At 59.7% G+C, this 21,707-nt stretch carries 26 protein-coding genes; 12 read left to right on the top strand and 14 right to left on the bottom strand.

Annotation, left to right across the window (positions count from 1 at the left end; genetic code table 11):
• Position 1: 1 nt before the first annotated feature.
• The 3 genes from ACQZ5H_RS23810 to ACQZ5H_RS23800 form a co-directional block, all read right to left on the bottom strand.
• The gene (locus ACQZ5H_RS23810) at positions 2-754 is read right to left on the bottom strand and encodes an SDR family oxidoreductase (protein WP_203431332.1); all 753 of its coding nucleotides are present in this window, start codon (positions 752-754) and stop codon (positions 2-4) included.
• Between the two features lie 12 nt (positions 755-766).
• Positions 767-1,279, bottom strand: a complete 513-nt coding sequence (locus tag ACQZ5H_RS23805; protein WP_203431331.1) for an RrF2 family transcriptional regulator — start codon at positions 1,277-1,279, stop codon at positions 767-769.
• Between the two features lie 391 nt (positions 1,280-1,670).
• Entirely contained in the window at positions 1,671-1,877 is a 207-nt protein-coding gene (locus ACQZ5H_RS23800; protein ID WP_348652537.1) for a helix-turn-helix domain-containing protein, read from the bottom strand.
• 500 nt (positions 1,878-2,377) lie between these two features.
• Between ACQZ5H_RS23800 and ACQZ5H_RS23795 the strand changes: the two genes are divergently transcribed.
• The 3 genes from ACQZ5H_RS23795 to ACQZ5H_RS23785 all read left to right on the top strand — a co-directional run bounded on the left by ACQZ5H_RS23795 (position 2,378) and on the right by ACQZ5H_RS23785 (position 4,539).
• A complete protein-coding gene (locus ACQZ5H_RS23795) occupies positions 2,378-2,974 on the top strand; it encodes an alpha/beta hydrolase (RefSeq protein ID WP_203431330.1) in 597 nt (198 codons plus the stop codon).
• A gap of 185 nt (positions 2,975-3,159) precedes the next feature.
• Entirely contained in the window at positions 3,160-3,738 is a 579-nt protein-coding gene (locus ACQZ5H_RS23790; RefSeq protein ID WP_203431329.1) for a TetR/AcrR family transcriptional regulator, read from the top strand.
• Between the two features lie 69 nt (positions 3,739-3,807).
• Positions 3,808-4,539 (top strand): SDR family NAD(P)-dependent oxidoreductase, encoded by a 732-nt coding sequence (locus tag ACQZ5H_RS23785; protein ID WP_203431328.1) that lies wholly within the window; start codon positions 3,808-3,810, stop codon positions 4,537-4,539.
• Between the two features lie 272 nt (positions 4,540-4,811).
• On the opposite strand, the gene ACQZ5H_RS23780 is transcribed toward ACQZ5H_RS23785, so the two are convergent.
• The 4 genes from ACQZ5H_RS23780 to ACQZ5H_RS23765 form a co-directional block, all read right to left on the bottom strand.
• Positions 4,812-5,381 carry a type 1 glutamine amidotransferase domain-containing protein gene (locus tag ACQZ5H_RS23780; RefSeq protein WP_130279708.1) on the bottom strand — a complete coding sequence of 190 codons (570 nt, stop codon included), beginning with the start codon at positions 5,379-5,381 and terminating at the stop codon, positions 4,812-4,814.
• A 761-nt stretch (positions 5,382-6,142) separates the two neighbouring features.
• The gene (locus ACQZ5H_RS23775; protein WP_112717033.1) at positions 6,143-6,325 is read right to left on the bottom strand and encodes a hypothetical protein; all 183 of its coding nucleotides are present in this window, start codon (positions 6,323-6,325) and stop codon (positions 6,143-6,145) included.
• Between the two features lie 766 nt (positions 6,326-7,091).
• The gene (locus ACQZ5H_RS23770; protein WP_112717031.1) at positions 7,092-7,334 is read right to left on the bottom strand and encodes a hypothetical protein; all 243 of its coding nucleotides are present in this window, start codon (positions 7,332-7,334) and stop codon (positions 7,092-7,094) included.
• 161 nt (positions 7,335-7,495) lie between these two features.
• Positions 7,496-8,371, bottom strand: coding sequence for an alpha/beta fold hydrolase (locus ACQZ5H_RS23765; RefSeq protein WP_203431326.1), 876 nt, complete (start codon positions 8,369-8,371; stop codon positions 7,496-7,498).
• A gap of 557 nt (positions 8,372-8,928) precedes the next feature.
• Between ACQZ5H_RS23765 and ACQZ5H_RS23760 the strand changes: the two genes are divergently transcribed.
• Positions 8,929-9,273, top strand: coding sequence for a Rap1a/Tai family immunity protein (locus ACQZ5H_RS23760; RefSeq protein WP_130279705.1), 345 nt, complete (start codon positions 8,929-8,931; stop codon positions 9,271-9,273).
• 233 nt (positions 9,274-9,506) lie between these two features.
• Here ACQZ5H_RS23760 and ACQZ5H_RS23755 read toward each other — a convergent pair whose 3' ends face one another.
• Positions 9,507-10,151, bottom strand: a complete 645-nt coding sequence (locus ACQZ5H_RS23755; RefSeq protein WP_203431325.1) for a DUF6904 family protein — start codon at positions 10,149-10,151, stop codon at positions 9,507-9,509.
• 243 nt (positions 10,152-10,394) lie between these two features.
• On the bottom strand, positions 10,395-10,685 hold the full coding sequence (locus tag ACQZ5H_RS23750; protein WP_203431324.1) for an HAD hydrolase-like protein: 291 nt from the start codon (positions 10,683-10,685) through the stop codon (positions 10,395-10,397).
• Positions 10,686-11,059: 374 nt separating this feature from the next.
• On the opposite strand from ACQZ5H_RS23750, the gene ACQZ5H_RS23745 reads away from it, so the two are divergent.
• Both ACQZ5H_RS23745 and ACQZ5H_RS23740 read left to right on the top strand, forming a co-directional pair.
• Positions 11,060-11,350: an SDR family oxidoreductase gene (locus ACQZ5H_RS23745; RefSeq protein ID WP_203431322.1), complete on the top strand. Its 291-nt coding sequence runs from the start codon at positions 11,060-11,062 to the stop codon at positions 11,348-11,350.
• A 114-nt stretch (positions 11,351-11,464) separates the two neighbouring features.
• Positions 11,465-12,217 (top strand): sulfite exporter TauE/SafE family protein, encoded by a 753-nt coding sequence (locus ACQZ5H_RS23740; RefSeq protein ID WP_203431321.1) that lies wholly within the window; start codon positions 11,465-11,467, stop codon positions 12,215-12,217.
• Between the two features lie 16 nt (positions 12,218-12,233).
• Here ACQZ5H_RS23740 and ACQZ5H_RS23735 read toward each other — a convergent pair whose 3' ends face one another.
• The 4 genes from ACQZ5H_RS23735 to ACQZ5H_RS23720 form a co-directional block, all read right to left on the bottom strand.
• Complete coding sequence (locus ACQZ5H_RS23735; RefSeq protein WP_203431320.1) at positions 12,234-12,857, bottom strand: hypothetical protein; 624 nt, start codon at positions 12,855-12,857, stop codon at positions 12,234-12,236.
• 291 nt (positions 12,858-13,148) lie between these two features.
• The gene (locus ACQZ5H_RS23730; protein ID WP_203431319.1) at positions 13,149-13,394 is read right to left on the bottom strand and encodes a hypothetical protein; all 246 of its coding nucleotides are present in this window, start codon (positions 13,392-13,394) and stop codon (positions 13,149-13,151) included.
• Positions 13,395-13,732: 338 nt separating this feature from the next.
• A complete protein-coding gene (gene ligD, locus ACQZ5H_RS23725) occupies positions 13,733-16,396 on the bottom strand; it encodes a DNA ligase D (RefSeq protein WP_449099201.1) in 2,664 nt (887 codons plus the stop codon).
• A 314-nt stretch (positions 16,397-16,710) separates the two neighbouring features.
• Complete coding sequence (locus tag ACQZ5H_RS23720; RefSeq protein WP_203431318.1) at positions 16,711-17,046, bottom strand: hypothetical protein; 336 nt, start codon at positions 17,044-17,046, stop codon at positions 16,711-16,713.
• A 250-nt stretch (positions 17,047-17,296) separates the two neighbouring features.
• On the opposite strand from ACQZ5H_RS23720, the gene ACQZ5H_RS23715 reads away from it, so the two are divergent.
• Both ACQZ5H_RS23715 and ACQZ5H_RS23710 read left to right on the top strand, forming a co-directional pair.
• A complete protein-coding gene (locus ACQZ5H_RS23715; RefSeq protein WP_449099200.1) occupies positions 17,297-17,632 on the top strand; it encodes a hypothetical protein in 336 nt (111 codons plus the stop codon).
• Positions 17,536-17,952 carry a prolyl oligopeptidase family serine peptidase gene (locus tag ACQZ5H_RS23710; RefSeq protein ID WP_449099148.1) on the top strand — a complete coding sequence of 139 codons (417 nt, stop codon included), beginning with the start codon at positions 17,536-17,538 and terminating at the stop codon, positions 17,950-17,952. Before ACQZ5H_RS23715 ends, ACQZ5H_RS23710 begins: the two co-directional genes overlap by 97 nt.
• A gap of 59 nt (positions 17,953-18,011) precedes the next feature.
• Here ACQZ5H_RS23710 and ACQZ5H_RS23705 read toward each other — a convergent pair whose 3' ends face one another.
• The gene (locus tag ACQZ5H_RS23705) at positions 18,012-18,365 is read right to left on the bottom strand and encodes a cupin domain-containing protein (RefSeq protein WP_203431315.1); all 354 of its coding nucleotides are present in this window, start codon (positions 18,363-18,365) and stop codon (positions 18,012-18,014) included.
• Positions 18,366-18,438: 73 nt separating this feature from the next.
• On the opposite strand from ACQZ5H_RS23705, the gene ACQZ5H_RS23700 reads away from it, so the two are divergent.
• From ACQZ5H_RS23700 to ACQZ5H_RS23685, 4 genes are all read left to right on the top strand, one after another.
• Complete coding sequence (locus tag ACQZ5H_RS23700) at positions 18,439-18,774, top strand: hypothetical protein (RefSeq protein WP_203431314.1); 336 nt, start codon at positions 18,439-18,441, stop codon at positions 18,772-18,774.
• 609 nt (positions 18,775-19,383) lie between these two features.
• The gene (locus tag ACQZ5H_RS23695; RefSeq protein WP_449099147.1) at positions 19,384-20,661 is read left to right on the top strand and encodes a GAF domain-containing sensor histidine kinase; all 1,278 of its coding nucleotides are present in this window, start codon (positions 19,384-19,386) and stop codon (positions 20,659-20,661) included.
• Complete coding sequence (locus ACQZ5H_RS23690; protein WP_130279693.1) at positions 20,662-21,402, top strand: response regulator transcription factor; 741 nt, start codon at positions 20,662-20,664, stop codon at positions 21,400-21,402.
• A gap of 111 nt (positions 21,403-21,513) precedes the next feature.
• Positions 21,514-21,705 (top strand): tautomerase family protein, encoded by a 192-nt coding sequence (locus tag ACQZ5H_RS23685; protein WP_112716998.1) that lies wholly within the window; start codon positions 21,514-21,516, stop codon positions 21,703-21,705.
• The last annotated feature ends 2 nt before the right edge of the window (positions 21,706-21,707 follow it).

Below are 21,707 nucleotides of genomic sequence, written 5' to 3'. Positions count from 1 at the left end.
TCTATACCTTAAGCCATTCGGCGACCGTGACGCGGCCCTTGATGTACTCTCCACCTGGAACAAGCGAGCCTTTGGCGACGGGGGCGCCGAAGTAATCGACCGCGGCGTCCGCGGTCACCGGACTGCCGTCGCCCTTCGCATCGAGATACGCCCGAATAAAGGTTTCGAACGGTGCCCGATGCGGTCCGGCAAGATCGACCGTTCCGTTCTTCGGCTGCCCGAGCGCGGCCTCTACCAGAGCGGCGGCGACGTCACTGGCCGCGATCGGCTGAAAGTCGATATCCGGTACCTTGACCACCCCGTCGGCTGCATAGGCGCCAGCCAGGGTTTCGATGAATTCGTGGAACTGCGTTGCCCGGACGATGGTATAGGCCTGACCGGAGGATGCGACCGCCTCTTCCTGTGCCAGCTTGCCGGCCATGTAAGGATTGGCCGCAAGCTGGTCGGCATTAACGATCGAGAGGGCGACGTGATGGCGCACGCCCGCGGCCTGTTCGGCGCTTGTCAGGTTCCGGCTCGACGTCCTGAAAAAGTCGGTGATGACGTCCTTGTCGAAGGAGAGCATGTTCGACACGTCGATGACGGCGTCGGCGCCCGTAAGCGCCGCTTCCAGTCCTTGTCCCGTGTAGGCGTTGATGCCGTTGCGTGAGCTTGCAACGACCGCTTCATGGCCGGCGTCCTGCAGCAGCTTCACTGCCTTCGAGCCGATCAGGCCCGTGCCGCCGATGACGACGACCTTCTTCATCTTGGTCATGGGTGCTTTCTCCTATGACGAGGCGCGATTGCCCGTCTTGCGTTCGTGGAGTTCCAGGAAGGCGCATCCACGGGCGGCGATACCGCCGTCGTCGTCTGCGCCGAGATCCGCCAGAAGGTCTGCGACGGACACCTTGGCGAGTTCTGATCGATAGACCTTCTCGGCCTTCAACATCGCGGCGTTGATCTGGCAGGGCTTGGTAAAGTAGCGCTGCGGAAGAGGGTTCGGCCCACGCTGGCGGATCTCTGCACATCGAAACGCGGGCGCCGGACCTTCAACCGCAAGGACGATGTCGAGCAGGCTGATGTCCTTCGGCGCCTCGGCCAGTCGATAGCCACCCTTCGGGCCGGGCGTCGTCACGACGATCCCGGCGCCGGAGAGCGCCTGCAGGTGCTTCAAGAGGTAGCTTGTGGATACGCCATGCAGTTCCGCCAGGGCTGCCGCCGAAAGCACGCCGTCTTCCGACAGTCCCGCCAGGAACGCCACGCAATGAATTGCCTGTTCGACGCCGTCGCTGAGTTTCATCGCAACCTCCATATCATGGATACAAAATATCCATGATTATTTCGGTCGTCAACCCGCAATGTGTGGACCGTGCATTCGACGCCCCTCGAGAGACCGACTGCAGGTTCTGGGGCGAGACGCCTCGGCCTGCCGCCGATTGCGGCAGCGGAAGAAGGTTCCCGAACATGGTATCAGGCCGCCTTGCTTGCCGGTCCTCGAGTTTCAGTGGCGGGACGCTTCTTCGTGTGATCGGTGTGCTTCTGCTCGCCGTCGCCGGTAGCCACAGAAGACTGAGCGACGGTGGAGGAAGAAGATCCGGGAGAGGGGCCGCAGCAGTGACGGGTTAGCACAAGTTCATATGAAGCTCCGGAGTTCTTGAGCGGCCCGAATTTAGAGTGGGATCGAACGCTCCCTAGCCGAGCGCGTGCTCGATGCGTTCGATATGAAGAGCGTCGATGGACGTCCCGACCTCGATGGCTGAAATCTCCGCTTCGGTCAGGCCGGTGGCGATCGCAAGATCCTCGAGGCTGTATGACCGTGAAATGCGGGCTTCGCGAAGGCGTGAGCCGACCGTCTTGCCGGCATCGTCCAAGGACATTTCGATAGTGAGGGGATCCATATTTTCCTCCGATGTGCTGCAAGCACGGTTTGTCACGTTCGGGCTTCCACAACGGTTTATTCTGAAGATGAGTTGGCGGCCGCAAGCCGGAGCTTGCGGAGGCGCTCGTTCTTCTCTTCGCGGAGACGCCGCTCTTCATCTGCAGCGTCGGCTGCAATCTTGTTCGTGTGTTCGAAGGCCGCCGCGCGCTGTTGCACAGTCAGGGTCTTCCTGATCCTGCTTACCATGACAATCATCCTTGAGGGTTGTCTCATATATGGGGTGATTGAGCGGGTCCTTCAACAGGTTGAGGCCTCCCGTCCACTAGCGTACGGCACGCGTCGTGCAGCTTGCAAAGATGCATTCTCTACACCATCTACAGTGGGCCACCCCATTATCACGTGAGCTTCCGCAGCGGCGTCCGCCGGCGTCTGCGTGACGGCTTGCGCGTGGGGTGAGACGGCCGCTCCCTCTCTTGAGGTCGAGCGCCGTCGGGCTTTTCGAAACCTCCAAGGATCGTCATGTCATCCCTCGACCACCTCGTCATCTTCCTGCACGGCATCGGCGCATCCGGCGCTCAGCTCATGCCGCTGGCCTCCTCCTGGCGCGCCGTTTTACCGAACACCCGGTTCGCTGCCCCGGACGCCCCCATGCATCACTGGCGCGGCCACCAGTGGTTCTCGACGGAAGGCAATCCGCTTGATCCAGCCAAGATCATGGCCGCGCGCGAAGCATTCGACGGACTGATCGACGACGTCGTCCAGCGCGAAGGTTTCGCAGACGCGCACGGCAGGGTCGCCTTCGTCGGCGTCTCGCAGGGTGCCATCGTCGCTCTCGATGCGGTCGGCTCCGGCCGCTGGCAGGTCGGCGCAGTCGTTTCCTTCGCTGGCCTCCTTCCGCCCCAGAAGATATCGTTAGTCAGCCGGCAGACGCCGATCCTCATGGTGCACGGGCAGGCCGACACGACCATCCCATACGCTGCGTCGACGCTTGCGGCGGCACAATTCCGAGCGGCTGGTTTCGACGTCGAGCTCGATGTTGAGCCGGGCGTCGGACATACGATTTCGAGCGCCGGCGCCGCGAAGGCACTATCCTTTCTGCGGAAGTCTCTCGTGTAGGCGAAACACACTACTCCCGACCGTCCTGCCATGACCGATCTTGCAGAGGCGATGTCATTATGCGGAGGTCGAGGACGTGAGATAGACTGCGAACGTGATACTTCCCGCGATATTGCCCCGCCTTCATCAAAGCGTTCGCTAAGATAGTTATTGACTGATCTGTCCGTAACCCGTACTGATACCTCATGGCAAGACCAAGAGAGTTCGACCGCGACGCGGCGTTGGAAGCGGCTTTAAGGGTGTTTTGGGCGAAAGGTTTCGCCGCGACATCCACGGACGATCTGCGCGCAGCGATGGGCATAGGTCGACAGAGCCTTTATGGCGCATTTGGCGACAAGCGGACCCTGTACCTTGAAGCACTTGATGCATACCAGCGTCGGACAACGTCTGGTCATCTCAGACGCCTATCCGAGGGCGATCCGCTCGAAGGTATCGAAAACCTGCTTTCAGGTCTCGTCGCCGAAGATGACCAGGAGCGGGTGCTGGGATGCATGGGCGTCGGATCGGTCGGCGAGTTCGGGGTGACGGACCCGGAACTCAATGCCCGCAGGAAGGTATCCAGCGAACGTCTCTACAGGGGCATTGCCCAAAGGATTGGCGAAGGGCAGGAGCAGGGGAAGATCGATGGAAGCCTCAACCCGGCGGAGGCGGCCTCGTTCGTACTGATGACAATGACCGGCCTCCAGCTGGCGGCACGCGGCGGCGCATCCAGCGCAGAACTGAAGGCAATGGCTCGCTTCGCGACGCGACGCCTCGAAAACTAATCGGTCCCTCTAGCAAGAGGGATTTCTTTTCGCCAGTTATGGATCGACCTGTCAAAAATGGGGAAAATCATGACGATCGAAGAACGCAGAACCGCACTCGTCTTCGGAGGTGCGCGTGGAATTGGAGCAGCAGCCGTACGCAAGCTGGCCGAGGATGGCTTCGCCGTTGCCTTCACCTACGTGTCGCGACCCGACAGCGCATCGGAGCTTGCTTCCTCAATTCGAGGAGGAGGGGGAAATGCTGTCGCCATTCGGGCCGACAGCGCCGATCCCGAAGCGATCCGGGCGGCAGTGAGCAAGGCGGTGGACGAACTGGGCAAACTTGACGCCGTCGTCCTGAACGCCGGGGTCCTTCGCCTTAACACTGTCGATGCGGTCACACTCGAAGAACTGGACCTGATGATTGACGTCAATATCCGGGGCGTTTTCCTCGCAATACAGGCCGCGGTCGCACAGATGAAGGATGGTGGTCGGGTCATCACCATCGGTTCCAATACGGCTGAACGAACCGGATTTCGGGGAAGCAGCGTGTACCAGTTCACGAAGGCGGCAGTCGCGGCCATGGTCAAAGGGCTCGCGCTCGACCTGGCGCCCAGGCGCATCACGGTCAACAACGTCCAGCCCGGTCCGACGAATACCGATATGAATGCCGGGTCGATCGAGTTCCTTGCGGATCGGAGCCCGTTGAAGCGCGTCGCCGATCCGGCGGAAATCGCCGAACTCGTGTCGTACCTTGCCGGCCCTGGTTCTGCCTATATGACCGGCGCAAGCCTTACAATTGATGGAGGATGGATCCTTTGAAGGCGCTTGTGGCGACGGGACGCCAAGGGGCATCGACTTGAACCATAGCCGCAGCGGCGGCTATGGTTCCGGCACGATGGACCGTAGTCTCTCGGCGTCCGGTACGTTCATCATCCTTGAAATCGTCGTGGGGACGCTTCGGCTTTTCGCTCTGCCTGAACGACGCCGCCAGCAATTTAAAGAGATCCGTTCAAGAAATGCCGTAAGCAGTGGGCTGACGGCCGCTCGAAGGTGGTGAAGCGCCGAAGAAGCCGACGCTTCTTTATATCCGATTAGGCGCTGCGTGCCTGTTCTGGATGTCTGCCTTCGCCAAACTCCTCGACGATCTTTGCACAGAATGCTGGCAGGTCATCGGGCTTTCGGCTCGTGACCAGCCCTTGATCGGTCACGACCACCTGGTCAACCCAGGTTGCGCCGGCGTTCTCAATGTCCTTCCGGATCGACGAATAGGACGTGACCGTACGCCCCTTCAGAACGTCCGCTTGCACCAAGAGCCAGGGGCCGTGGCAGATCACACCCACCGGCTTGCCTTGCTCGAAAAAGGATTGCACGAACGAAACGATATCGCCGTCCGCCCGCAGCTTGTCGGCGCCGACGGTCCCGCCAGGAATCACGAGTCCGTCGAAATCGCTAGCCGACACGTCGTTTACCGCCTTATCCACGGGGTAGCTGCCGCCCGGATCAAGATCGCCGTTGTTGGTCTTGGCCTCGCCGGCCTCGATCCCGACGACCGTGACAGTCGCGCCCGCAGCTTCGACTGCGTCCTTGGGCTGCTTGAATTCGGGTTCCTCGGTGCCGCGTGGTGCAATGAGGATAGCGATCTTCTTCCCTTCTAGGGTCATGGTCATCTCCAGTTGGGATGGGATTGGAACAGGAACGTCGTGATTGTAACCCGCCTGTACCGTAGAAGTTCCGGCCGATATGCCCTCAATTCTGAGGACGGTACGATAGAGGACGGTTTCGGCGCAGAAAGAACCCCTTAAAGCATGTTGTGCCCGATCTCCTGCAACCCAAGAAGGAGAACGACATTGGTCCGTTGGCAACTAATCCGACATCAAGGATCTACAAAGCTTCTCTACCTCGGACATGATGCGACCGCCGCATAAGATCTCGCATCGAGCGGCTCAATGGCCGGGAAACCGCAAGCCAGATTGCCTCTTCAAGGAAGACCCACCTGCGGCACGTCCAGGTGCACAACGGCATTGGCCGCGAACTAGAAGTCGAAGCTCCGACCCAGGGCGACATGAAGCAGACGTTCACAAGTTGCAAGATCGCGTTCGGCGACATGCTGGGCAACGCCGCCTGGAGGCATCAAAACGAGCGCGGGGCGACACGGTTACCGCCTACGAGCGGGCAATCCGGACGCGCTCCCGGCGTGGTCTGAGCGTGGAAGCGCTGCGAGAAATGAACCTACGCGGTGGGCGCGCTGGGAACTACCTCGTATTAAACGCTGTTCCAATCTTGCCCGTACAACTTTCGTTCATCGCCCGCCTGCTAGGCCGACCCGGGCTCGCACGGCATTCGTCCAACCACTCCGGTCTCCGCCGCAGTCGTCGCCGAGAGGGTTCACCCGTTCCCAACCGGGGAGCATCCCTTTTTATATTCAGCCGCTGCCTGGTGAAACGCTGTCGTCGTTCTTGTCTGGAAGCAAACCGGCGCCAGGCGTCTTGCTCTCGTCCTGTAGGTGCGGCTTGTCGTGAGGGCCGGCTGCCGGGAGATCCGCTGCTTCAGGCGATTTCTTTCCTGTCTCTTCGATGGCCTGCTGGGCCTTTGTATCCTTGTGCATTCGGCACTCCTTTGTTGTGAGGGAAAACCCGCGTGAAGGTTTGGAGTTCCGTGCGAGCCGTAGCGAGACCTTCCTGAAAAGAAAGGACCATAGCCGGCGTGACCTCGCCGGATCCTAGCCGTGGACGACGACTATCTGGCCGGCGACGCCGCGGCAGCGTTACGGGGAGCTGGGGCGGAAGTCCTTTGTCCGTGTCCAAGCGAGGGAGCCGCTGCAACGTTTTTTGGAGAAAGACGCTCGGTCCCACGCCGTGCTCGATCTAGACCTGCGCGGTGGTGGACCCGCTTCGAGATCGCCCGGTCCATGAAGGCGCGCGGCGTCGCGTTTGTTTTCATCACCGGCTACGATCCGGACGTCATCCCACCTGAGTGCGGTGACGTTAAGCGGCTACAAAAGCCATTCCGTTCCGGTTGCTTGCCGAGGCGGTAAGAGAGCTTCAAGCCCTGCTGCGCCGCTGTGCTAACAGTCTGTTCCACCCTTTTGCGCGTCCCAGGCTTCAGGCCAAACAGCATTTCCATGCACCATTCTGGACGCGAATGCGCCAGTCGTTGGCAACGGGAGCGGCACCTCGCAGCCGACTTTGGACAAGCAGGCCCGGGCGCGCCCGGCAACTTCGCAGCGGGCTGTCGGAGTTCTGCTGCTGACCGTTTAGAATGCGGGAGCCATCGACCGCCAATGTCAGCTGATTTAAAGGGCTTCAGGGATTGCCTGTAGTGGCAATGGCATCCTTGTGACGCGGCTTCAGCAAGGCTTTGTCTCATGGACGTCAGTCGTTGTCGCTGTCGCGTGTTCCTCGTGCCAGATCATGCAGCGCCTGTGTGTCTTCGGGGCTGAACTCGGACGAGAGGATCACGCTTAAGAACGCAGCGCGAGCGATTTCTTTCTTCGATGCATCCGGATAGCGCGCTTTAACGGCATCGATCAGCGCCTTGGGCTTCATGCCCGGTACTGCCAATTCGCGTATCGTAGTGGCCATGCCTTCGATCTGACGTAGCTTCTTCTCCCGCATTTCGCCTCCTATTGGTTCTCAGGCGACGGTGTCATACGCGCATCAAAACTAGATGACTGCTGCAGAAAACTGTGTGCGGGTGCCACGACGGGTTTTCCACTGGCTGTCGGATCGAGTTCAAAGGCTAGGAATATCGTGATCAAAGGCTAGGAATATCGTGATCAAGCAACAGCACGGGGGTGCTGGAGAGCGGGATCGGCCATGGCTTGACAGCTGACGAGTTCTTGAAGCGCCTCGAGCGCGATGCCAGGGAACGAATGGTGCGGTAGGTGCCCCACCCCTTCAAGGACCCGAACCGTTGGATTTCCGTGCACGCGTCGAAGCCATTCGATGTGACGGGCAGGCTTGATGATCCGGTCGCCGGATCCGAAGATGATCCGCAGCTCCAAGTCGCTTGGCAATCTGGACAGAGTGGCCATGTCGCGGTTAAAGAGCCTCGCCTCGTTGGCCATTGTCACAATAGCGCTGCTATTGACGAAGCGCTCAGGCGCAAGCGCAGCAAGTTCAGTAGGGACTTCGTTCGGAAAGGCTGACGCTGTCAGCCCCTTCCTTGCGAGCAAGGCCGCGTATCGGGAAAGGACATGTCTACTTATGAAGGTTCCAACGATTGGAGCCGTTGCGATACGCAGGTCGAGCATCGGCTTGTCGTAGATCGGGCTGCAGCAGGGAGAAAGCAGCAGCAGGCGGCGGGCAAGATCGGGCCTTCGCGCGGCAAGATGCACAGCGATTGCGCTTCCAATCGAATGCGCGACGACGACTGCTTCAGTGATCTTCAGACCCTCCAGGACGTCCTCAAGCCAGAACGATTGACCAAGCGGGCCGAGTTCAGGGCCGTCCAGGCTGTCGCTGTAGCCGTAGCCGGGCCGGTCGAGCGCGATAAGACGATGGCTCGTGTCCCGGAAGGGCAGTAAAACTTCCTCGGCGAAACTTCCGCACCCATGAAGCAGAATAACCGGCGCGGCCTCACTCGGTCCAGATTCTAGATAGTGAACGCTTGTACCTTTGAAAGTGCGGAAAAACCTGGATTTGGCGTGCATGCGTGCCTCTGTCGATCTGAGCGCAAAACGCTCCAAAAAGCTTCTTGTTCCGTTGACGGATTGGCCCTTTGCTCAGCCGTTTTCACCGCATCACCGCATCACCGCATCACCGCATCACCGCATCACCGCATCACCGCATCACCGCATCACCGCATCACCAGTGAGCTCGATGTGCTCTCCTGTCATCTTGAGTGCACCTACGCGAAACCATTCTCGGCGTAGCGCGCTTTGGTTTTCTCAGGGGTCATGAACGGCCTCGTGGGCGGGCATCACCTGGGGCCTAGTAGGCCGGCTGGTGGCAAGCTGGCGAACGCCGGCTTTCGGCGCGGACGCCCGGCAAACTTGAGGTCTTGGGCTTAAGCGGGTCGGTTCCTCGGTCGTTACCGGGATTGGCGATATGAGGTGTGGCCCCAGACGATCGACTTCGGCTCCGTCGCCCCGGTGAGGGCTGGGTCAATCGTCGCGAGATGCCAGCTGTGCGTCTAAATTACGATTGCACATTGCAGAAGGCGCTATTAGCTCTTCAAACAGCAGAGAAGTGAAAGAGAAGGGATAACATGAAGCTTCACTTGGCCGCAGCATTCCTACTTTCCTCGACCACACCCTTGATTGCAGGTCCATGGACGGGCCAGGACCTTCATGATGCTTGTCAGCGAACACCAAGCTTCGTGACCGGTTACGTGACTGGATGGGTCGACAAATGGTCGGCGGATAACTTGAGCGGTCTGGAAAGCTCGAAGGTCGATGGCGCAACGAGGCTCTGCTTGAGCCGCAACCTCTCCGCCAATCAAATGACGACAGCTTACTGCCGATATCTCGCTAATCATCAGGATGCGCTGTCGCAAAGCTCAGATGAACTGCTGACAAAGGCTCTGGGCGAAGCATTTCCATGTCAGCAATAATGCACTCTTGCGTTGCTTTTGGCATTTGATGGAGGCTGCTCGCAACGCAGCGGCTTTTCCGCTGCGCCTTCGACCGCTGCGGCAGATTCGGCCACGTTCCAAAACACCTCGCCGGTGACTTTCGGCCGCCAATCTCACCTGCATTTATGCGCCCGATCCTGGCGGCCAAACCCAGCAGTCGCTCTTCGATGAGGTCGGGACTATATCCATCTGGCTACTCGATCGAACCGCCATTACCAGCGAGGATCGGGCCAGTCCGCATTTTCCCAGATGGCGAACGTCGCCGGAGAGATCAGATGTCTATCGCCAGTCTGCGATCGCGTTGGGTGGAAGCGCTCATACATCGGATCGAAACTTGAAAGAAGTTGCGCAAAACCAGCCTTCCTTTGCGCCTTCGTCCATGAGCAGAAGAGGCCTCCCCGACTGTTGATCATGTCGAATACTCCAGGCTGTGCTGGGTCGAGGCGCTTCCAGAGATCTATGAGATGAGCGGCCTGTACTCCGAAATCCTCGCGCAACGCCTCTTCGATAACCGCTTCCAAGGCATAAACTATCGCCTGCGTCTTGGCCGTGTGATCGAGAAATGCGAGAGATTGCCTTAATAGCCTCTGTTGTAGCAGCAGAACCGGCCACAGGATCTGAACGCCGTATCGGGCGCCGATTTCCTCACAATGCTTGGGTGGCAGGATAACCTCACGCTGCCGCTCAAATGCTTTGCGCACGTCATAAGCCAGCCCAAGAAACGATCCTTCCTTGTCTCTCACTACCGGCGATCGCTCGTTTACATCATGGATAACGTGGTGCAGCCAGGTTAGGGACGTGTAGTCGCCGATCAACAGCATGCCGGCGTGATTCTTGAGTAGCCCGTAGGAAAGCATCCGCACTATCCTTTTCAATCATATCTAAATGACCTATCAGTGTGGCCGTGGATGTTAGACCGCGGTCTGATTGGCTCTCGACGAGTTCGACATCCTGATATCGCGTCAAGCAATAACTCTGACAACGCCCCTCAACGAGATCAGGGCGCCGATCATTCCTTGAAGGGTCTTCGACCGGCCACACCCTCAGTTGCCGACATGGCATTCTTCAAGCGTGCCGCGATGCCTCCGGCACATACCTTGCTACGAGAGGTAGTCGAGCAGATCCGCCACTGCGTCGATCACCAGCTTCGGCCGGAAAGGATAGCGTGCAATTTCTGCTCTGTCGGCGATGCCACTAAGGACAAGCACTGTATGTAATCCTGCCTCGATGCCAGCGACGATGTCCGTGTCGATGTGATCGCCAATCATGCCCGTACCTTCCGAATGAACGCCGAATCTGTTGAGCGCGGATCTGAACATCATCGAATTTGGCTTGCCGACGATGTAAGGCTCGCGGCTGAAGACGCCCAATACGGCCGCTGCTATCGCCATGACCCTGCCTTTGTCTCATCGTCGTCAAGGTCAATGAATAGCTCGTCGAAGGCTTTTGGAACTTCGGTTGAATGACTCGGAAATGGTATGTCATCGAATAGCGGCCGCACGCTTTCCATGCGCGATTTCGGAACCAGCATGGGGACGAGATCAAGCGAATCGCAGAATTCGGCAAATAGTGTCAGACGAGCTCTGCCCAGGCGATTGTTGGCAAGTTCACGTTCCAGTTCCGATATGCGGGCACGATTTCGGCCAACTCGCTCAGCCAGTGCTGGTTGGCTCAGCCGACGATTTTTGCGGGCTGCGAGCAGTTGTTTGCCCAATGACTGAAAAAACGGTAGTGATCATTCGGAATTCCGCAACCTATTCCACAAATGGACGGAATTCCGTGCGCGCTCGGCTTGATTGGCTGCGTCCCAGCGCGCGCTGGTAACCTGATCCTCGTTCGCGTAACAAGAGCCAGGCTTCGAACGAGCAGCGCTGGGTGCACGAGGCCGCTCTGGTCGGTTCCGCAGAGCGAGCCGAAGATTGCTGACCGGTCAGCTCTCAGGCGCTGGGGCACGGCCGACGATCTGGTCGAGCCGATCTTGTTCCTGTGCTCGCCGGCTGCGAACTTCGTCACGGGTGTGACCTTGCCTGTCGGTGGCGGTTACAGCGTTGGCTAGCGCCCCAGCACCAGTCGAGGGCAGGACTGCACTCGCGCGGCCTCGCTTCGACGCGTGTGCGATGATAGACCATCATTCGTACGACGCGCCCACATGCAAATCCTGGCAGTTTCGATGAATGATATCTTGCTTCTGTTGTTCGCGGGGATGCTGGCGGGCAGCATGAATGCGTTGGCCGGTGGCGGGTCCTTCGTGTCCCTGCCGGCGCTGATTTCGGTCGGAGTACCGTCGGTCGCAGCCAACGCGACGAGCACATTTTCCCTTTTCCCTGGCGGATTGGCGAGCTCCTGGGTCTATCGCGAAGGGTTCGGCAAAGTCTGCGGTGTGCCGGTCTTGCCGATTGCGCTTGCAACGGTCCTCGGAGGGCTCTGCGGCAGCGTGCTGCTGCTATTGACGCCTTCCAGTGTGTTCGACGCCATCCTTCCCTGGCTGCTGCTGATCGCTACGCTCATGCTGGTTTTCGGGCGCCGCATCAGCGCGGCCTTCCGGAGCCGTGCTTCAGCCCGAACCTCGACCATCGTCCCCGTCCAGTTCCTACTCGGCGTCTATGGCGGCTATTTCGGTGGAGCGGTCGGCCTGATGATGCTGGCAGCCTGGAGTGTCTTCGGCGGAGGAGAGATCAAGGAATTGAACCCGATGCGGATGCTGATGGTCACGGCCGCAAACGCGGTGGCTGTCATCGTTTTCGTCATCGCCGGAGCGATTGCCTGGTCTCAATGCCTGCCCATGTTGATCGGGGCGCTCCTCGGCGGCTGGGTGGGAGCGCATATCGGCCGGAAACTGCCGGCTTCTGTGATCAGGGCTCTTACTATTGTGCTCGCGGTAGCAACAACCACGGTATTCTTTGCCCGGGCGTATTTCGCCTAGAGACCTGGATCGGAACCTATTTCAAGAAACCGTCGCGTCCGAATTCTTCCCAGCCTTCCAGTTTCGGCGAATTGGCGTCGGCCGTGGTCTCAGCCTTTTTTGCCTTACTCTTTTTCAGTGATCGGGTCAGCTTCGCCTGATATGCGGCGCGGCGCCGATTTTCGGCTTTGGCAATCGCGTCTTCCTCGCGCCATTCCTCCACTGCACCTCGATCCAGAATGTCCACGACAACCTTCGGATCGAACACGTGAAAGGTGATCCGGCGGGCGCGGCCGTTCAGCCGGACTGTTCGTGTTCCAGCACTCGGTAGCCGGCCGTCCGCCAGCCAACGATGGCGCTCGCTGGTCGTGATCGTCAGGATGTCCTGGATCTCGCGCGGGATGACCGGCAACTGCTCGATGCCGTCGAGCACCTTGCTGACGATAGCCGATACAGCATGGAATTCGTTCTTCTGGCTGGCGGGCATCACGAGGGTGATTTCGCCCGCATCGAGATCAAGCGACTTCTTCACGGCGGCCGGAACCCGTGCCCGGAGTTCCAGAAGAATACCCTTGGCGCGAACCGCTGATCCCATGGTCGCTGCCGACGCGAGCCGCCACGTCTTCAGGAGTTCGACGTCATTCTTCTGTTCTTTTCGCATGGCATTGAAATGGGTTGCTAGCGATCCTTCGTCAACACGTATCGAGAGCGATAACTGAAAGCAACGGTCAAGAGTAATACCTCTGACCTACCGAGTTACGGGATTAGGACATGACGACCGTGACGGCGAAAAGCTAAGAGACCATACCGAAGGGAGTTCGCGGACTGCTTGGGTTTGGACACCGATTCCATGATGGCAAGGACACATGGTGATGCTTTACACCGGTCGATACCAAACTCGGCAACGCTGGAACAGGCATTTGTCGGGTCACTCTGTCACCATCGTCGCTCCTTAGATATCTAGGTGTCGCTGCTGCCAGTCCTTGTATGGCGCCAATAGCTGTCCTGGGAATCGCTCTTCGATCGCGGTTTCAACCATGGCGATCCTGACAAAGACCTCGCTGCTGTCGCGGTCTTTAGAAGGAATGTCTCCGCTTTCGTCTTCGAGCTTCTGCATCAGCACAAAGAGTTCTTCGTCGGTCATCGCGGAAAGCTGGTCCGCGAACGCCGCGGCATCAAAGTCTTGTCCCTCCGCCATTGTCTGCCTGCTCCTTTGTCATCAATGGTTTTGGCGATCGCGGCCTAATCGTTATCCAGTTCGATAGAGACCGGGGCGTGATCGCTGGTGTGCTCCCCGGCGCGCGAGCTTGTCGACGCCGCAGGTTTGTAGTTGTTCCGCAGCGAGGGACTGAGCAGGAAATGGTCAATGCGAGGGCCTGCGTCGCAGGCGACGGCGTTGCGGAAAGCGCCAAAAAAATCGTATGCCGGGAACGTGGAATCCCGGGTCCATGAGCCGCGCTAACCGACGGATGTGGCGAATGCGGACGGAGACGGTCGACATTGTGGAACTCCGTGCACTGACTATGGCCTCGCTCGTCATGCCGCCACTTTCATCATCTTGCCAAGACGTTTGATGGCCTGCTCCAGCGAGCGCTGTCCATCACAATAGTCCTGCCAGGCGATCGTCTTGGACAAGAGCGCCGGTACCGTGCGGATCGTGAAGCGTTTCGGATCGAGATCCGTCTTCACCTGGCTCCAGGTGAGCGGCATCGATACCGTTGCTCCAGGCCGGACGCGTGGCGATAGGGGCGCGACCGCCGTCGCCATGCGATCGTTGCGCAGGTAGTCGAGGAATATACGGCCATTGCGCTGGTTCTTGGCCATCTTGATCAGATAGATGTCGGGGTTGTCGCGTGCCATCTGCAGGCAGACATCGTGTGCGAACGCTTTTGCCTCCGGCCATGTCAGCTTCCTGCCCTTGGCCACGGCAAGCGGGGTGACGACATGCAGACCCTTGCCTCCGGTGGTCTTGCAGAAGCTGACGAGGCCGAGTTCCTCTAGTCGATCGCGCATTTCGCGGGCGGCTTCGACCACGGTGGAGAAGGGTACGTCCGGACCGGGATCAAGGTCGAAGACAAGACGACCGGGAACCTCCGGCTGCCCGGGTTCGCAATTCCAGGGATGCAGCTCAACGCCGCCGATCTGGGCGATGGCGGCGAGGCCCTCGACCCGATCGATCTGCAGATAGGGTTTCTTGTCGCCGAACACCTTGACCAGTTCGAGGAGGTTCGACGTTCCAGGCATTGCGTGCCGCTGGAAGAACTGCTCGGCGCCGATGCCGTCCGGCGTGCGGATGATCGAGCATGGCCGCCCCTTTATATGGTCGATAAGCCATGGGCCGACAGCTTCATAATAGTGGGCGAGATCCTCCTTGGTGACCGGCACCCCGTCATTGGCATCCGGCCACAGGGCCTTGTCCGGGCTGGAGATCATCACGCCCATCACTTCGGCCTTGGCGTTCTTGCCGCGTGCCGGCCTTGATGGCTTTGTCGCGGTCGGCGCCGGGGTCTCTGTCTTCGCCGGCGATGCCGGCATTTCCGCCTCGACTTCGGCTGCGGGTTTATCTTCGCGCAATCCCTTAAAGGCGGCCTGACGGACCAGGCCGTCCGCCGTCCAGCCGGCGAACTGGATCTCGGCGACCAGTTCGGGTTCAACCCAGACGATGTTGGGATCCTTCTTCGGCGCGCCGATGCCGGTGAACGGTGATTTGTCGGTCTCGATCTTCCGAAGCTTCGGCAAGATCGCGTCGACCGTTTTGGCCCCGTAGCCGGTTCCGACCCGGCCGACATAGACGAAGTGGTCACCCCTGAACACGCCGACCAACAATGAGCGGAACTTGCCGTTGGTCTTGGCATAAGCACCGATCACGACTTCATGGCCGGCGCGGCATTTGGACTTCGCCCATGTCTTGGTGCGGCCCGACTCATAGAGAGCATCCGCCTGCTTTGAAACAATGCCTTCCAGCGAGAGCTTGCAAGCCGATTTGAGGACGGCGTCGCCACCGGTTTCGAAATGTTCGACGAAACGCAGGCGTGGGTCCTCACCGGCATCATCAAGCAATTTCTGCAGGTGTTCCTTCCGCTCGGTCAGCGGCAGTTGCCGTAGATCCTCATCACCCTCGAACATGAGGTCGAAGGCGAAGTAGACCAGGGCGTCGGTCTTGCCTTCCGACAGCGCCGCCTGAAGTGCCGCGAAATCTGGCGCCCCGTTTTCGTCGAGGGCGCAGATCTCGCCGTCGATGATGGCATCTGGCAGGTTCGCGGCCGATGTTGCAATCGCCGGATATTTTGCCGTCCAGTCCAGGCCCTTTCTGGTCTTCAGCGTCACCTCGCCGTTTTCGATGCGAGCCTGGATGCGGTAGCCGTCGAACTTGATCTCGTGGACCCAGCCCCCGGCCGAGGGCGGGCGTTCCAGCGTTTCGCAAAGCTGCGGAGGAATGAACTCGGGCATTACGGACTTCGCTGGCTTGGCACCCTTGGCTGCGGCTGATGTCCGTTTAGTTTTGGTTTCGGCTTTGCGTTCTTCAGCGGCAAGGCCGTTGTTGCTGTCCCAGACGGCATCGGCCTGAACGTCGCTACTCTGGACCATGAACGGCTTCGGCTTCCTGCCCTTGCCGGCGGAGATCGCTTCAATGGTTCGGCCGGAGGCGACCGACGTTGCGTTGTCCTCAAGGACTGCAGCACCGTCCTCCTCGACTGAGAAGTCGTCATGATGTTTGATCAGTAGCCAGTTGGTCCGCTTGCCGCCGTCGCGGTCGCTGCGCATTCGCACCAGGACAAAGCTACCGTGAAGCCTCTCGCCCTCCAATGTGAACTTGAAGTCGCCCTTGGCCAGGGCCTGCTCAGGCGTCTTGTTGCCTTCCGGCTCCCAGTAGCCGCGATCCCAGAGCATGACCGTGCCGCCGCCATACTGGCCTTTGGGGATCGTCCCTTCGAAGTCGCCATAGTCCAGCGGGTGGTCTTCAACCTCGACCGCCAGACGCTTGTCGTGCGGATCAAGTGACGGTCCCTTGGTCACCGCCCAGGACTTGAAGACACCGTCGAGCTCGAGCCGCAGATCATAATGCAGGCGCGTCGCATCATGTTTCTGGATCACGAAGCGCCTGCGGTTCGATGCTTTCAGCTTCGCTGCGCCGCTCGGCTCCTGCGTCTTCTGAAAATCGCGCTTCTGCTTGTAGGTCGAGAGCTTGTCGCTTGCCATGGCCGTCCTCGGTACAAATCCGCCTCCCGCCTCGTATGAAGACGGGATGAGGCGCGGGCCAGACAGGTTGGACGCTCGACTGCCGCTTCGTTGGCCGCGATGAGAAACCGGAAAAACCATCGCGTTCGTCATCCCTGTCACGTCCGGTTGACTGAGCACGCGACCTCGACGAGCAAAAGGCAATACATAACGATTTGTTCCGTCGCGTTGGAGAGCGGAGGTGGGCAGACGCGCCATTCGGCCTTGAACAATCGACCGAGGCTCTCTGTTGTTGGTATGCGCCTTGCGCATGACTGCAGTGCAGCAAAGTCTATTTAATAGGCGGCGGGGATCCATATGATGTGTCCATCGAAGCGATGCACCTCCTCCCGCATCGGTTCGATATGCAAGCGCCCTACTCCTCCCAGAGGCGTTTGCGGGAACGGCAACACTCCTCCTCCCAGTTGCTGTTCGGTTATTACTGAAAGCCTGCCGCAACTCCTCCCGCGGCAGGCTTTTTCGTTTAGTCCTGCGACAGCGCGGATGCCGGAGAAGGAGGCGTCGGCAGCTAAAGACATCACACGTTGGGGACGTTTGATTTGCTTTCTCGCGGGGCGAACTTTCTCAACGTAGTTTTCGCCCAGATCAGTTGCTTGAGCTGTCTGGAGCATCAGTTTCACTTCTGTTCTGCCCCATAACTGTCGCCATCCGGGTTGAAGCCCGGAACAACGTCACCAAGCGCTATCTCCACGCGCTTCCCGGCCGCGATATGCTGGAACGGCGTATGGGGGCCGAATGGTTCGTCATCGGTAATGACGAAAGCAAGCCTTTTCTCGTCACCCGATGGCACAGAGCGCCGGCTTGTCGTGTCGCTCGGCACGGTCGAGGACGATCCTCGTCTCCGGCAAGTCGTCGCCGAGGATGCAGATAGGGGTTCTCAACGAGGCTGCGGTCATGGGCAGAGGGCTCTCCATCGCCCATCTCGTCGATGCCAAGCCGGAGATACGCCGCGTCGGCATGAGTGGCAGACCTGCAGGGATCGTCACGTTGCCAGGTATTGCGACGGCGGGCGGATTTCAGGGCCGACCGCGCGACAGCGAAGCATTCTTCGGGTTTACGGCGTTCGCTGCGCCGACCGCGGTCCATCAGCACGATACGGAATGCGGTGGAGCGGAACGCTTCCAACAAGCCGGACGACATCACTGTCGAGCAACGCGTCTACCGCTCGAAGGAATGGACGGAGGTGCCGATCTTTAACGTGCGCCGCAAGGACGTTACGATCGCTGCCCGATATTGCTTGTGGCTACGGAGCCTTCGGAATTCCTCGGGTTCCCTATGCCAACCCGATCCACCTCGCCTGGGTGGAGCAGGGCGGGGTTATGGCAATCGCCGGCATCCGCGGTGGTGGAGAATACGGGGGAGCCTGGCATCGCGCGCCGGAGAGGTCGCGAATAAGCAGAATTCGTTTTACGACTTCATTGCGGCCGGGGGGGGTCCTCAAGAAGAGCGGCATCACCTCATCGGATGGTCTCGCGATCCAGGGCGAATCCAACGGGTCTTCTCGTATCGCCGAATAGGATAGGGCTATGCGGCTGCAAAACCGGGCAGGCCCTGTCGGCAGGGCAGGAGGTCTTCCTCATCTGTCTCGAGCCTCGGCCCAGTGCGGATAGGTCACATAAGCCGTCGTCGCGCCTTCGCCCTCAGTCGTGATGGTGACGGATTGACCCTTAGGCATGTAAACAATGTCGCCGGGTCCCGCGGTGACCGTTCCGTCGTTGGTGGATACAGACAGTCGTCCCTCAAGCACGATCATGGTGTCGTCGACGGCCATCGTTTCGGTCAGCGACTGACCGGGTGCGTACCGCCCATAGCCGATCGAGACAGGGCCACCGTTTCTCTCGTCCACCAGGTTTCCGACATAAATGTCGGCATCCTGTCCGGGTGATTTGACGAGTTCCGCGTCCGACATGCTGAACTTTCGGACCTTCATCTACAACCTCCTGCGTTTCCCCATCAAATAGTGCAAACGTTCGTAACGCCAACCTGATCCTATGGAGAAAAGTATGACTGAAAAGACCTGCTCCGCGCCGACGCCCGAACAGCGGAAATACCTTGAGATCCGCAATGCGGCGGAGCGTTCGATGTTAGACAAGGTCTTCAAGGCAATCGACGTCGCGGCTGCCGAGGTCGCAGACGGTTTCAAGGAGGCCGGCCTGGAATTCGGCCCGACCAGCACGGAGTATTTCATGTTCACGGTTCAGCAGGTGACATTCGTCCGCTTGTGCGGCGGCGATCCCGATACGCTGAAAGGCGGCGATCCAGAGCTGGGTCAGCGGGTCGTCAACAATGGCCAAAATATCATCGACAGTTATTGGCGAGAAGGCGGCGGTGCCCAGTAAACCGATCCAGGACGTCGTTATATCGCTCTCCGCTTGAGCAGGACTGGTCGGTCGCTGGCACGGACTTTTAGGAGGCAACAAGCGCTCGCAGCGCCGCCGATTGATGACGGCGGCTTAGGAGATAGAGGTAGAGCGCTTCCATCGGGGAAGACCATGAAGGCAAAACGTGCAGAAAAGTACCCGCGATCGACATGGTCTTTTACCATTGCGCCCTTTGTCTCGGGATCAAATGCGAATGCCGCGCGCCGCTCCCCATCAGCGGCTTCAAAACGGAGCTCTTTCATATTGCCGTAGTTGGTCCCTCAAGGTATCGGCCGACGGCCGACCAAGCTTTGGGCCTTTGTCGGCCAATAGCAACAATGCCGCTCGAACCTCAACTTTCACGTCCCGGTCGGCCGCTTTAAATTCGGCCGCAAAGTCGCGTGCGGCGAACATTCGTGATGGGCCGACATCGAGTGGCCGATCGCGCGTTGGGCGGCTTTAGGGACGAAAGCCCAGCCTTCTCGCCGGGCAATGTCACGACCCGGAAAATCAACCTGATGCAATCTCGATAGAAAGGTGCCATCATCGGCCTGACTTCGCCGGGAGAACGGAGTTGGAGGATAATGCATGATCGGAAACGACGCTGAACTTGTCGATCGGCTGCTGGCGATCTCCAGGGCCTTTGCCGGACACATGGATCCGGGGACAGCGTTTCGCGCAACGGCAGTCGAGATCGGCAGGCTGTTGCCGCACGACCATATCGACGTCGCGATACTTCTGAACGAGGGTCGCAGTCACATCTGTTATGAGACCGGCTGCCCGACGAGTTGGAGCGAACTGGTGCTCAGTCCGCCGCCGGTCGAGCTGAGCCCGGTACGCGCGGTGCTCAGAGGCGAGCTGCCCTTTCTTTTGACCGACGACGCGCTGCACGATCAGCGGTTTCATTTCGTCGGTGCGCTCGACGAACCAATCTTTGCCGCGAAGCTCCGCAGCCGTATCATCGTGCCGTTGCGCGCACGGGGCGACATCATCGGCGCGCTCAACATCAGCCGCCATGAACCGGGCTGCTACACCCCCGCCGATCTGGAGATCGCCCAGCAATGTGCGGAATTCATTGCTCCCTATATCTTCGCCCTGATCCAGAGCGAGGAGGCGCACCGCGCCATGCTGGCCGAAAGCACGGCACGCAATCGCGAGGAACTTTTACGCGTCGGGGCTTCGCGGCTGACCGAAGGCATGGAGCGGGAACGGCGGCGCATTGCGATGGACCTGCACGACCAAACGCTTGCAGACCTGTCCCGGGTGGTGCGTCAGGTGTCGGCGCTTCATCGCCATGGTGTTGCCGGAGCCGGGCAGCTTGCCGAACTCGAGCGGGAAATCGTCAATTGCCTGACGGAACTGCGCCACATCGTCGATGACATGCGGCCGAGCGTCCTCGAACTGTTCGGTCTGCGCGATGCAATAGAGGCGCATCTTAACCGGAGCGTCAGCCGGGCCACACCATCGATTGCAGTGAACATCCATGATACGAGCGGCGGTGCAGCCGATGACCTGCCTGAGCGGACACTGACGGCGATATACCGTATTGCGCAGGAAGCGATCAACAATGCTGTCAAGCACGCAACGCCTGGCTGCATCGAGGTGCGCGTCGAATCGACACCGGCGCTGCTGCGGGTAATCGTTTCCGATGACGGATCGGGCTGTTTCCGCGTCGATCCGCAGGCGAGCGGCGGCATTGGCCATATGCACACGCGCGCCGACCTGATCGGCGCGCGGTTGCGTATCGGCCGCTCCGGCCGTAAGGCCGGCACACGGGTGGCGCTCGAAGTGCCACTTGCCGGCGAATCGGTCTTTGCCGGAACGCTGCCGCCCGAAATCGCGCCAGCTGCGATGGAGAGCCTCTAAATGCTGGTGATGGTCGCTGAAGATGACGGGCTACATCGGGCCTTCGTGCGCAATATCATCGAACACCTCTGGCCCGGCAATGTCGAGGTCATCGAAACCGGCCGCGGTGATGTGGCGATGGATCTCGCCCGTAACCGGGAGCCGCCTTATGTCGTGCTTGATCTGCAGTTGCCGAAGGCAACCGGCATCGAGGTCGCACGCTCGATCTGGCACCGGCGCGCCGATACTCATATTCTTTTCTGGTCGAACTTTGCCGACGAATCCTATGTGCGCGGTGTCGCGCGCATCGTGCCGCCCGGCACGGTCTACGGCTATGTGTTAAAATCGGCCTCGGAGGAGGGCATGCGGTCGGCGTTGCGAGGGGTCTTCGCCGAGGGACACTGCATCATCGACCGGGAAGTCAGAGGCATTCAGCATCGGGTGCAGGATCGGCTGGAAGGGATCACCGACAGCGAATATGAGAGCTTGCTCGACGTCGCGCTCGGGCTGACCGACAAGGCGATCGCCACGCGGCGTGGCCTCTCCACACGCGGTGCGCAGGCGCGCATTCGTCATCTTTACGAAAAGCTTGGCGTCGCCGTGCCCGAGGAGGGCGCGGGTGAGGGCGGTTCTCTGTTCAACTCGAGAACGCGGGCAATTTGCCTCGCGCTCGCGCGCGGCCTTATTAATGCCGATGCGCTGCGGCGGGCCCAGGAAAGCCTTGATGCGTGGCTCGCACAGACCGCAACCCGGAAAGAATAGCGGGTAGACTGTGCGAATACACACTCCGTTATGCGTCTTCGTGCGTAGCGGGATATTCCGCATCCGTGGCTTACTGTCGGCACAATGATAAGAATGTTGGGAGAACACCTTATGCCCTTCGTCAATATTCAGATACTCAAAGGACATTCTCAGGACCGCAAGAACGAGATCGCGCGGCGTGTCACCGAGGCGGTCAGCGAGGTGGCGGAGCTGCCCAAGGAAGCGATCTGGGTCGTTTTCGAGGATGTTGCCGACACGGATTGGTACGTCGCCGGAAAGACCGTCAAGGCGACCAAGAGCTGAGA

This window comes from Rhizobium sp. 21-4511-3d, from assembly GCF_053522545.1.
Note: the sequence above shows the minus strand (reverse complement) of the source record. Positions and strands in the feature narration are given on the sequence as shown.